Source organism: Jejuia sp. G7-7 (genome assembly GCF_055808955.1).
In genome coordinates this window covers 1,344,974-1,356,736 of sequence record NZ_JBVVSZ010000002.1, presented here as the reverse complement: position 1 = coordinate 1,356,736, position 11,763 = coordinate 1,344,974, and the positions used below count along the sequence as shown (strand labels likewise).

The following is an 11,763-nucleotide window of genomic DNA, read 5'->3' as shown; positions in this document are numbered from 1 at the left end:
ACAAATAATACACCCCTTACTCCCCTCTTAGTAGAGTGGAAACTCATACCTACTCAATTTCTCAAAATAGCACCCTAAATTCAAGCTTCAAATACATATATAATCATATATCTTATGTAAATTTGCACCTCAATTTTCACGATAATGTATAGAAGTCATAATTGCGGCGAATTAAGAGCTGCACATATTAATACAGAAGTTACTCTTGCAGGGTGGGTACAAAAATCTAGAGATAAAGGTTTTATTGTTTGGGTAGATTTAAGAGACCGTTACGGCATTACACAATTGGTTTTTGACGAAGAGCGCACTTCTAATGATTTAATTCAACAAGCTCAAAACTTAGGTAGAGAATTTGTAATTCAAGTTAAAGGGAAAGTAATTGAGCGTGCTTCAAAAAATGTAAACATCCCAACTGGAGATATTGAAATTTTAGTTTCAGAATTAAATATTTTGAATGAAGCTTTATTACCACCTTTTACTATTGAAGACAAAACTGATGGTGGAGAAGATTTAAGAATGAAATATCGCTATTTAGATATTCGCCGAAATCCTGTAAAAAACAGTTTAATTTTTAGACATAAAGTTACTCAAGAAGTAAGAAACTATCTTTCAAAAGAAGGATTTATAGAGGTTGAAACGCCTTATTTAATTAAATCTACTCCTGAAGGTGCGCGTGATTTTGTAGTGCCTTCAAGAATGAATGAAGGGCAGTTTTACGCATTACCACAATCGCCACAAACCTTTAAACAATTGTTGATGGTTGGTGGTATGGATAAATATTTCCAGATTGTAAAATGTTTTAGAGATGAAGATTTACGAGCTGACAGACAACCAGAATTCACACAAATAGATTGTGAAATGGCGTTTATCGAACAAGAAGATATACTTAATGCTTTTGAAGGATTAACACGTCATTTACTAAAAGAAGTAAATGGTGTTGAAGTCGATAAATTCCCGCGACTACTATACGATGATGCCATGCGTTTATATGGAAATGATAAACCAGATATTCGTTTTGGAATGCAGTTTGGAGAACTAAACGGAGTTGCTCAACATAAAGATTTTAATGTATTTAATTCGGCTGAATTAGTAGTTGGTATTGCTGTTCCTGGCGGAAATACTTTTACAAGAAAAGACATTGACAAATTAATTTCTTGGATAAAGCGCCCGCAAGTTGGAGCCTTAGGCATGGTGTATTCGCGTTGTAATGATGATGGCTCTTTCAAATCTTCAGTAGATAAATTCTACGACCAAGACGATTTAGCAAAATGGGCAGAAGTTACAGGTGCAAAAGCAGGCGATTTAGTTTGTGTGCTTTCTGGCGATAAAAACAAAGTAAGAGCGCAATTAAGTGCCTTGCGAATGGAATTAGCAGAACGTTTAGGTTTACGTAAACCAGACGAATTTGCACCACTTTGGGTTATGGATTTTCCTTTATTAGAATGGGATGAGGATACAGAGCGTTACCACGCCATGCACCACCCATTTACCGCTCCAAAACCTGGACAATTAGAATTATTAAAATCAGACCCTGGCGCTGTAAAAGCAAATGCGTACGATTTAGTATTAAATGGTAATGAAATTGGTGGAGGTTCTATAAGGATTCATGACAAAGAAACACAATCCTTAATGTTCGATTATTTAGGGTTCACACCTGAAGAAGCCAAAGCTCAGTTTGGTTTCTTAATGGATGCATTCCAGTACGGCGCACCACCTCACGGTGGTTTAGCATTTGGATTGGATAGACTAGTTGCTATTTTAGGCGGACAAGAAACCATTCGTGATTTTATTGCATTCCCTAAAAACAATTCGGGTCGAGATGTGATGATAGACGCTCCTGCTCCAATTGATGATGAGCAATTAACAGAATTAAGCCTAAAACTTAATTTAAAATCATAAAAATCAAATCCCGCTAATGCGGGATTTTTTGTTACTTTTAGTTTATGAAAAATGTATTTCTAGTATTTGTATTGATGTTTTCAACACTTTCCTTTTGCCAAATATTGGCTGGAAAGCAATTACTAGAAAAAGCAATCCAATACCACGACCCAAATGGAAACTGGGACACCTTTAAAGGCAATTTATCCATAACCATGGAAATTCCTGAGAAACCAAATAGAGATAGCGAGATTTCAATTGATTTACCTAATGAATTCTTTTCAGTTAAATCAATTATAGACGATAATACTTCAGAATATATCATCAATAAAGATAGTATTACTATAATTTTCAATGGCGACAAAAACCTTTCAAAAGACATTTTAGAAAAATACCGACTTTCCAAAAAAGAGCCAAACTATTTCAAAATTATTACACTTATTTATATGGTTTACCTATGAAATTAAAAGACCCGGGTACCATAATTCACGATAAAGTTGAAACTAAAACCTTCAAAGGAAAAGACTATTGGGTTTTAAAAGCAACCTACAATGAAGCTGTTGGCAAAGATATTTGGTACTTTTATTTCAATAAAGATACTTACACCATGGAAATCTATCAGTTTTTTCATGATGAATCAAAAAACGATGGCGAATACATTTTATTAACTGAAGAAGAAACCATCAATGGCATAAAAATGCCAAAAAACAGAGCTTGGTATGTCAATAAAGATAATAAGCATTTAGGCATCGACATCTTAAAACCATCGAAATAAAACATATGGGTTTTAAAAAAATACTTCGTAAATTTTTAATTTGGAAATACAAGCATATTTCCGAACGGCAATTTATATACATGCTTAGTATTCTCGTTGGTTTTCTAGCAGGAATGGGTACGGTAATGTTAAAAAACTTAACTCATACCATTCGCTCACTTTTTGGAGATTATGTATTTAAAGATTATCAAACATCGCTCTATTTTGTACTTCCAATAATTGGTTTATTACTTGTTTACATCATCAAACAAACATGGTTAAAAAAACACATTGGCCATGGTATTTCTACAACACTCCATGCAATTTCAAAACTTAACGGTATTATTCCAAGATATAATATCTATGCAGCTTTAATTACTGCGCCTTTAACCGTTGGTTTTGGTGGTTCGGTGGGACTACAAGGACCAGCGGTAAGCGTTGGTGCTGCATTAGGATCTAATGCGGCTAGATTATTTCATATGAATACTAAAACAAGGATGCTACTTATAGGTTGTGCTGCTGCAGGCGCTATGGCATCTATGTTTAAAGCACCAATTGCGGCTATTATTTTTGCCATAGAAATTTTTAGTTTAGACATAGCTTTTGCTTCACTTGTACCACTTTTATTAGCATCAGTTTCAGCAGTTATAACTTCATATTTTTTCTTAGGAACAGATGTTTTATTGCGATTTGAACTCATAGATAAATTTCAAATAAATGACATTGGTTTTTACACCGTTCTAGGTATTGTTACTGGTTTAATGTCGGTATATTTTTCAAAAGTGTTTTTGGAATTACCAATTTTTTAAACGTTTTGAAAGTCGTGCAAAACGTTTATTAATTGGAGGTTTAGCCATTGGCACTATGCTTTTTATAATTCCACCACTTTATGGGGAAGGTTACGGCATTATGAATAATCTTTTAAAAGGCGACCATTTAGCAGCCATTGGCAACACGCCATTCAATTTAGATTTAGAAAACATTTGGATTGTTATCATCTTACTTTTAGGCATTGCTATTTTTAAAGCCATAGCTATGACTACCACATTTGGTGCTGGTGGTGTTGGTGGTGTTTTTATTCCAACATTGGTTATGGGTAGTGCTTTAGGAAATGCCTTTGCCAAAATAATCAATAATTTAGGCTTGGATTTTCATGTTTCAGAATCTAATTTTACTTTAATTGGGATGACGGGCTTAATGGCAGGAGTATTACATGCACCACTTACTGCAATTTTCTTAATAGCCGAAATTACAGGTGGTTACGAATTATTTGTACCCTTAATGCTGGTTGCCGCAATATCATTTTCCATAACAAAATATTTCATTTCGCATTCTATTTACACATTAAAATTAGCAGAACGCGGTGAGTTAATCACACATGACAAAGATAAAAATGTACTAATGATGTTGGAAATAGATAAAGTGATTGAAACAAATTTTATCATCTTAACACCAGAAATGAAACTTCGAGAGGTACTAGAAAACGCTGTGGCAAAATCATCACGAAACCACTTCCCTGTGGTAAATAAAAAACATGAATTTTTGGGTGTTATCCGTTTAGATGACATACGCCATATGATGTTTAATACCGAACTTTACGATAAAGTAGATGTTGAAAGTTTAATGCATGCTGATCATGGAATTATCAATTATGATGAGGATTCTATGAACGACATCATGAAAAAATTTAAAACTAGCGGCGCATGGAATTTACCAGTCATCAAAAATGGAAAATACTATGGTTACATCTCTAAATCTAAGCTACTTACCGCTTATAGACGCCAATTAATCAATGTAACGCAGTAAATAAATGAAAAACCTTGAGGTAACTACAGACCCAAAAGTAGACGTAGTTTTCAATAACTACCCAGAAGATATCAAAGAAAAATTGCTATATCTCAGAACACTAGTTATAGAAACTGCTGCAGAACTAGAAAACGTTTCACACCTCGAAGAAACCCTAAAATGGGGTGAACCAAGTTACATCACAAAAATTGGCAGTACATTACGCATTAATTGGAAATCTAAAGTAAAAACACAATATGCCATGTACTTTAAATGTACTAGCAAATTAGTTACCACATTTAAAGTAATTTACAAAGACATTTTTAAATTTGAAGGTACACGTGCCATAGTCTTTAATTTAGAAGACGAAATCCCAAAAGCAGCACTAAAAAATTGTATTAAAGCAGCCCTAACCTATCACAAAGTAAAACACCTACCAACTTTAGGCATATAAACACATGAAATACCTCATTCTAGTTCTATTTTTAGCATCAGCAGGGTTAATCATCGCAGGATTAACAATCACTTCTGAAAATTCACAAAAGTTAATTGGCTCTGGTGTAGCATTACTTTTCTTAGTCGTTTTTCCGTTGTTTTCTTATTACCGTTGGAAAGATAAAGACCCAAAAGACTACATGCTCACAAAAGAAAATTTAGATAAAATGAGAGAAAATCAACATAGTAAAAAGTATTAATATTTGGGCGTTACCACAAAGGTTGGGCTTTCCGTTCCAAGTCCTCGCTCGTACTTCGCTGTGGGCTTTCCTCTGCAATCCCTAACGCGGGGTCAGTCCGCTGTAGGTAGTACTCATTAGCAAATGAGTGGTATGTTTAAATAGACCCTATCTCGAAAAAGCTGGCACAAACTTTAAAAAGTTAATAATTCCTTCCCTTATTAAGGGAAGGTGGATTTCAATTCCCTAGAATTGAAAGACGGAAGGGTTGAAAATAGAACTTAATTCAAATTACGCCTCAAAATAAAAAAACGCTTCAACAAATCCCCAGCTTCATCCCCCATAACACCACCCTCAATCTTAGTCTTAGGATGTAACTTCGTTTTCAAATTGATGCAACCACGTTCAACATCCCTAGCACCATAGACTATTCTAGAAATCTGACTCCAATATAAAGCCCCAGCACACATTTGACAAGGTTCTAAAGTAACATACAAGGTACAATCCTTAAGATATTTACCTCCTAAAAAATTAGCAGCAGCGGTAATGGTTTGCATTTCTGCATGTGCGGTAACGTCGGTTAGAGTTTCGGTTAAATTATGTCCGCGAGCAATAATTCTGTTATCAATAACAATTACAGCACCCACAGGAATTTCTCCTTTTTCAAAAGCATATTCAGCTTCCTGAAACGCTTTTTTCATAAAATAGACATCGTCAAAAGGTTCTATCATAGTCACAAAAATACAATTTCAAATTACTTCGGCAAGAAGTTTGATAAGTTAATGGAAAGCTATTAACCCATGAAAACATACTATTCAATTTCAATTCCAAAACCATGTCATGAAGATTGGAATACAATGTCGCAGCGCGAAAAAGGTAAATTTTGTAGTTCTTGCTCAAAAACTGTGATAGATTTTACCAAAATGAATACAAACGCTATTCAAGATTTTATTCATGAAAACAGACAGAATAATATCTGCGGTCATTTTAAGCAAACACAGTTAAATAGTATTAATTTACATGTGCCATCCAAAGTTTTGGAACAACATTATAACTTTCATAAGTTATTCTTACTTGTTTTGTTAATTACAATGGGCACTACGCTTTTTAATTGCACTCATAAAAATGGCACTTCACAAAAAATAGATAGTATAGAAGTGATTGACACTTTAAATCAAAATAAGGTTATTAATATTACAAGTGGTTTACCTAGAATAGAAAAAACAGATGCTATTCCAGAAAAAACCTGTTCATCTTCAAAAGATAAATCTGAGAAAAACATAATTGAAGAAATTCATACTGATGGCGAAATGATTATAGAAATTGTTGGAGACATAGAAATTCAAGAACCTGAAGTCAATATAGATTCATTAGATATTATTGGACCTCCATGGTGTCCTAGTCCAAAAAAAGAAGGTAACGATGTACCTTTAGTAGTTGGTTTCATTTCTGTTGAAACTCCCCCAGAATTTAAAAACACACCAATACACTTAACAAAATCAGAAAAGAGAAAATACTTTTCAAAAGGAATATCAGAAGTTGTAACTAAAAACTTCAATACAAATATTTACTCCAATTTAAAAAGGAAGACAGAGAGTAAACACTCAATTCAAAATAGATACAAAAGGAAAAATTACTGACATAAAAGTTAGAGCACCGCATCCATTAATCGAAAAAGAAGCAAAGCGAGTTTTGAAACTTCTACCACAATTTATTCCTGCAAAACAAAAAGGAAAACCTATAAATATGATTTATACTTTACCAATTATTTTCCAAGCAGAAGAATAATAAATTCTTGTACTTTTGTTTCGTGCAAGAAAGCCTTTTACAACATATAAATACACCCAAAGAACTCCGTCTTTTAAACCAAAAAGACCTACCTCAACTTGCTCAAGAATTACGTGAATTCATTATCAATATTGTAGCGACCAAAGAAGGGCATTTAGGTGCAAGTTTGGGCGTTGTAGAATTAACAATTGCACTACATTACGTATTTAACACCCCAGAAGACTTGTTAATTTGGGATGTTGGTCATCAAGCTTACGGACATAAAATATTAACAGGTAGAAAAGATAATTTTCACACCAACAGGCAATTGGGCGGCATAAGCGGTTTCCCAAAACGAAGCGAAAGTGAATTTGATGCATTTGGTGTTGGACATTCCTCAACCTCCATTTCGGCAGCATTAGGAATGGCAATTGCTTCGAAATTAAAAGGAGAAAACAAACACCACATTGCAGTAATTGGAGACGCTTCCATAGCTAGTGGGATGGCATTTGAAGGTTTAAATCACGCTGGTGTAACAGATGCCAATCTATTAGTAGTTTTAAATGATAACGCTATTGGCATCGACCCGAGCGTTGGCGCATTAAAACAATACTTAACCAATGTTAAAAAAGGGACTCAAAAACGAAATAATATTATTGAAGCCTTAAACTTTGACTATTCAGGGCCTATTGATGGTCATGATATACATACGGTTATTTCAGAATTAGAACGTTTAAAAACCGTTAAAGGCCCAAAGTTATTGCACATCATAACTACAAAAGGCAAAGGCTTAAAACAAGCTGAAGACGACCAAGTAAAATACCATGCTCCTGGGAAATTTGATGCCAAAACTGGAGATTTGGCTGTAAAATCCAATAAAGTACAGCCCCCAAAATATCAAGATATTTTTGGACATACCATTGTTGAACTCGCCAAACTAAATAAAAACATTGTGGGTATTACTCCTGCGATGCCAACAGGAAGTTCGTTAAAATATATGATGAATGAAATTCCAGAGCGTGCTTTTGATGTTGGCATTGCCGAACAACATGCCGTTACATTAGCTGCAGGTATGGCAACACAAGGTTTAGTGCCTTTTTGTAATATTTACTCAACGTTTTTACAACGTGCTTACGACCAAATAATTCATGATGTGGCGCTACAAAAACTACCTGTTATTTTTTGTTTAGACCGATCTGGTTTAGTGGGAGAAGATGGTGCAACACATCATGGGGTTTTTGATTTAAGTTATTTAAGTTGTATCCCAAACCTCATCATTTTTGCACCACGAAATGAAATTGAATTGCGCAATATCATGTACACCGCACAATTAGGTTTAGAGCAACCTATCGCCATTCGCTATCCGAGAGGTAGAGGTGTTACTTTAGATTGGAAACAGCCTTTTTCTAAACTAGACATTGGAAAAGCAGTACAACTTAAAAAAGGAAACAACCTTGCAATATTAAGTATTGGTGCAATTGCAAAAAATGTTTCGGAAGCTATTGAGGATTTGGATGTGTCGCATTACGATATGCGTTTTGTAAAACCTTTAGATGAAAAACTATTGCATACTATTTTTGAAACCTACAAAACGATTGTAACTATTGAAGATAATAGTATTAAAGGTGGGTTTGGAAGTGCTGTTTTAGAATTTTCTTCAGAACATAATTATAAAAACACCATTAAAACCTTAGGTATTGCTGATGCTTTTGTGGAACATGGGAGTGTTGAGGAATTGCAAAAATTGGCTGGGTTAAATCCTGAAAAATTAAAGAAAACCTTTGAAGAATTTTTATAAGGTTTTTGATATAAATAGTGAATTTAATCCCATGTGGCTTCTCGATACAATTTTTCCTTATCTGCGTTTCGAAAAAATCACTTGAAGTAATATCGAATATTAATTTATCTTATGTCAGTTCAAGTACTACAACACAAGAGCAGTATATGGAGAACCAATTAAATAACTAAAATGCTTATCTTCATACTATGAAAAAACGGATTTTTATAATTGCTCTTATTATTGTTGCTTTAACATTCCTAGTATTTCAAGTTTTTAATTCAACTGAAGCTACTGCCATTGAAAACACCAACATAAATTCCGAATTCGACTCACTTGTTTGGTCTGATGAGTTTGTGGATAATGGTGCTATTGATACAACGAAATGGTTTCATCAAACTAAACTTCCACCCCATGGGAGTTGGTATAATAATGAAGTTCAGCATTACACCAATAGAGTTGATAATTCATTTGTAAAAGATGGGTTTTTACATATTGTAGCAAAAAAAGAAACCTTTGAAGACCAAGGGCAAACCAAAGCATATACCTCAGCGAGATTAAACTCAAAATTTGCATTACCTATGGTCGCATTGAGGTTAGGGCAAAATTACCAACAGGCATTGGTACATGGCCTGCCATTTGGATGCTCAATAAAACCATTAATGAAAAAGGGGCGTATTGGGAAACTCAAGGTTTTGGAAGCTCTAGTTGGCCCAATTGTGGAGAGATTGACATTATGGAACATTGGGGCAGTAAGCAAAATCTTGTGCAAAGTGCACTACATACAGGTGCTAGTTATGGCGATTTGGTTAAAAACTTAGGCGGTAGAACTACAGAGAATGTCTCTAACGAATTTCATGTGTATGCTTCGGAATGGACTGAAGAAAGTATTACATTTAGTGTTGATGGTATTACACATTATACTTACAACCCAAAAACCAAAACAAAGGATACATGGCCATTTACAACCGATCAATATTTACTACTAAATATTGCCATTGAACCTAAAATTGATTCGTCTTTTATTGAAGGTGCTATGGTTGTGGATTATGTTAGGGTGTATCAGTAATTTTGAGGTATTCCTAGCATTCTTTTTTACTTCATAAAAAACATACTTGAATCTTGAAAAAAAACCCCAGCAAACACACCCCGCGTTAGGGATTGAGGTATTTGTTGAAGCTCCCCGACGCAGGAGGGAGCGACTGCCGAAAGCCCGACCCGACCTTAGGAGGGGAACGCCCAAATTTTTATTTAAGACCGAATTTAATTAGAAACTACTTTTTTAACTCTAACGCCTTTATTAGTAATAAGCTTTACAAATAACATTTGTTTACTACGGTTTGTTAAATTGAGTTTTGTGGTAGATTGAGAACCACTTGCATAATTTTTATTTACAATACTTTTAATTAATGTGCCTTTAAGATCATATAATTGAATGGCAACATCGGTTTGATAATCAAAAGAATAATTAATAAACAACTCTTCTTCAAATGGAATAGGATACATTGTAAAGTTAGTGTTACTGTCCACAGAAGTAACGTTTAAGGTTGAACTTTCAAAATTCGCTATGTTTATGTTTACATTGGTTATGTTTGAGGTATAAGGACCCGAGCCATCATGAAACGAATCAAAAAAACGTGCTGTTAAATTACTACCCCCTACATATTTTTTATTTAAAACACCTACCCAGTTTAGAGTTGTTGCATTACCATTATCCATTGCCCCAAAAGTGGCTTTACTAAGGCTTTTTAATATATCGCTACCCCCATCATTTAATTCTAATTCAATAGTGCTTGACCAGGCTGTATTTCCTGTTCCTACAAAATCTGCTGAGACTTGGTAGATTAAATAATCTCCCATAATACCTGTTGTTGTTAATGGTACAGATACTCCTGAGGTTCCGCTTGTAAGCGTACCTGCATCAAAACTTGAAAAAGATTGAGGGTTTACTTTTGAAATAGTAATTACTACATTGGTTATATTAGAGGTATATGGCCCTGAGCCATCATGAAACGAATCAAAAAAGCGCGCAGTTAAATCATCGCCACCTACATATTTTGTGTTTAATACCCCTGTCCAATATAATGTTGTAGCATTCCCGTTATTCATTGACCCAGAGGTTGCTTCACTAAGATCTTTAAATGTATTACCACTCCCATCATTTAATTCCAATTCAATACTATTTGACCAAGCTGTATTTCCTGTTCCTACAAAATCTGCTGAGACTTGGTAAATTAAATAATCTCCTGTTACCCCAGTTGTAGTAATTGGAACAGATACTCCTGAGGTTCCGCTTGTAAGGGTACCAGCGTCAAAGCTTGTGAAAATATGAGAGTCTGCCTGAGAAATAGTAATGACGACATTGGTTATATTAGAAGTGTACGGTCCTGAGGCATCATGAAACGAATCAAAAAAGCGTATTGTTAAATTATTACCTCCAACATATTTTTTGTTTAATATCCCAGTCCACTCGCAACGTTGTGGCATTCCCGTTATCCATTGCTCCAGAAGTTGCTTTACCAACGTTTTTAAATATGTCGCTGCCTCCATTATTTAATTCCATTTCAATGGTGCTAGACCAAGCTGTATTTCCTGTTCCTGCAAAATCTGCTGAGACTTGGTAGATTAGATAATCTCCTGTTACCCCAGTTGTAGTAATTGGAACAGATACTCCCGATGTTCCGCTTGTAAGTGTACCCGCATCAAAACTTGTGAAAGTATGTGATTGAGCATGGGTAATAGCGATACTTATCAAAAAGAGCAACAACGCTAATGACTTAGAAATATTAATGTGTAAACATTCAAGCATCTCTTTGGAATAAAAATTCACTTGAGAAAAAATTAATGTAAAAGGTTTAAAAGTAAAAGTGTTCATATAGATTTGGGTATAAATGGTTGATATTAATCCTTAAATAAATTTAAATATCCTATATAATAAGTAAAGTATAAGATATTTATTACAAACAATAAATGTACGAATTAATTTTAAACAATAGTGAATTTACTGTCATTTATAAACACTTTTAATTTATGCTTTATATAACTAAGCAAGATCATTTTAGACTATCCATTACTCTTTTCTTAAGAGTATTAATACCTTAAGATTACATCTCATTAGGCAACTCCAA

General features: G+C 34.3%; 12 protein-coding genes and 1 pseudogene. 10 read left to right on the top strand and 3 right to left on the bottom strand.

All coding sequences use genetic code 11. The features are described from left to right. The first annotated feature begins 144 nt into the window (after positions 1-144). From aspS to AC0L5U_RS16500, 6 genes and pseudogenes are all read left to right on the top strand, one after another. Positions 145-1,899: an aspartate--tRNA ligase gene (gene aspS / locus AC0L5U_RS16525; protein ID WP_473417560.1), complete on the top strand. Its 1,755-nt coding sequence runs from the start codon at positions 145-147 to the stop codon at positions 1,897-1,899. A gap of 44 nt (positions 1,900-1,943) precedes the next feature. Next, positions 1,944-2,339, top strand: a complete 396-nt coding sequence (locus AC0L5U_RS16520; protein WP_473417559.1) for a DUF6503 family protein — start codon at positions 1,944-1,946, stop codon at positions 2,337-2,339. Continuing rightward, complete coding sequence (locus AC0L5U_RS16515; protein ID WP_473417557.1) at positions 2,336-2,653, top strand: DUF6503 family protein; 318 nt, start codon at positions 2,336-2,338, stop codon at positions 2,651-2,653. Before AC0L5U_RS16520 ends, AC0L5U_RS16515 begins: the two co-directional genes overlap by 4 nt. A 5-nt stretch (positions 2,654-2,658) precedes the next feature. Continuing rightward, a pseudogene (locus AC0L5U_RS16510) lies at positions 2,659-4,438 on the top strand (chloride channel protein). 4 nt (positions 4,439-4,442) lie between these two features. Further along, positions 4,443-4,871, top strand: coding sequence for a DUF1801 domain-containing protein (locus AC0L5U_RS16505; RefSeq protein ID WP_473417556.1), 429 nt, complete (start codon positions 4,443-4,445; stop codon positions 4,869-4,871). A 4-nt stretch (positions 4,872-4,875) separates the two neighbouring features. Further along, positions 4,876-5,112 (top strand): hypothetical protein, encoded by a 237-nt coding sequence (locus AC0L5U_RS16500; RefSeq protein WP_473417555.1) that lies wholly within the window; start codon positions 4,876-4,878, stop codon positions 5,110-5,112. Between the two features lie 260 nt (positions 5,113-5,372). Here AC0L5U_RS16500 and AC0L5U_RS16495 read toward each other — a convergent pair whose 3' ends face one another. Then, complete coding sequence (locus AC0L5U_RS16495) at positions 5,373-5,822, bottom strand: nucleoside deaminase (RefSeq protein WP_473417554.1); 450 nt, start codon at positions 5,820-5,822, stop codon at positions 5,373-5,375. Between the two features lie 69 nt (positions 5,823-5,891). On the opposite strand from AC0L5U_RS16495, the gene AC0L5U_RS16490 reads away from it, so the two are divergent. The 4 genes from AC0L5U_RS16490 to AC0L5U_RS16475 all read left to right on the top strand — a co-directional run bounded on the left by AC0L5U_RS16490 (position 5,892) and on the right by AC0L5U_RS16475 (position 9,704). Continuing rightward, the gene (locus tag AC0L5U_RS16490; protein ID WP_473417553.1) at positions 5,892-6,731 is read left to right on the top strand and encodes a hypothetical protein; all 840 of its coding nucleotides are present in this window, start codon (positions 5,892-5,894) and stop codon (positions 6,729-6,731) included. Next, positions 6,706-6,879, top strand: coding sequence for an energy transducer TonB (locus tag AC0L5U_RS16485; protein ID WP_473418318.1), 174 nt, complete (start codon positions 6,706-6,708; stop codon positions 6,877-6,879). The genes AC0L5U_RS16490 and AC0L5U_RS16485 overlap by 26 nt, the downstream gene beginning before the upstream one ends. Positions 6,880-6,901: 22 nt before the next feature. Further along, positions 6,902-8,656: a 1-deoxy-D-xylulose-5-phosphate synthase gene (gene dxs, locus AC0L5U_RS16480; RefSeq protein WP_473417552.1), complete on the top strand. Its 1,755-nt coding sequence runs from the start codon at positions 6,902-6,904 to the stop codon at positions 8,654-8,656. Positions 8,657-9,176: 520 nt separating this feature from the next. Beyond that, on the top strand, positions 9,177-9,704 hold the full coding sequence (locus AC0L5U_RS16475; RefSeq protein WP_473418317.1) for a glycoside hydrolase family 16 protein: 528 nt from the start codon (positions 9,177-9,179) through the stop codon (positions 9,702-9,704). 194 nt (positions 9,705-9,898) lie between these two features. Here the strand turns inward: AC0L5U_RS16475 and AC0L5U_RS16470 are convergent, their stop codons facing one another. After that, entirely contained in the window at positions 9,899-11,122 is a 1,224-nt protein-coding gene (locus AC0L5U_RS16470) for a T9SS type A sorting domain-containing protein (RefSeq protein WP_473417551.1), read from the bottom strand. After that, a complete protein-coding gene (locus AC0L5U_RS16465) occupies positions 11,067-11,444 on the bottom strand; it encodes a hypothetical protein (protein ID WP_473417550.1) in 378 nt (125 codons plus the stop codon). The genes AC0L5U_RS16470 and AC0L5U_RS16465 overlap by 56 nt, the downstream gene beginning before the upstream one ends. Between the last annotated feature and the right edge of the window lie 319 nt (positions 11,445-11,763).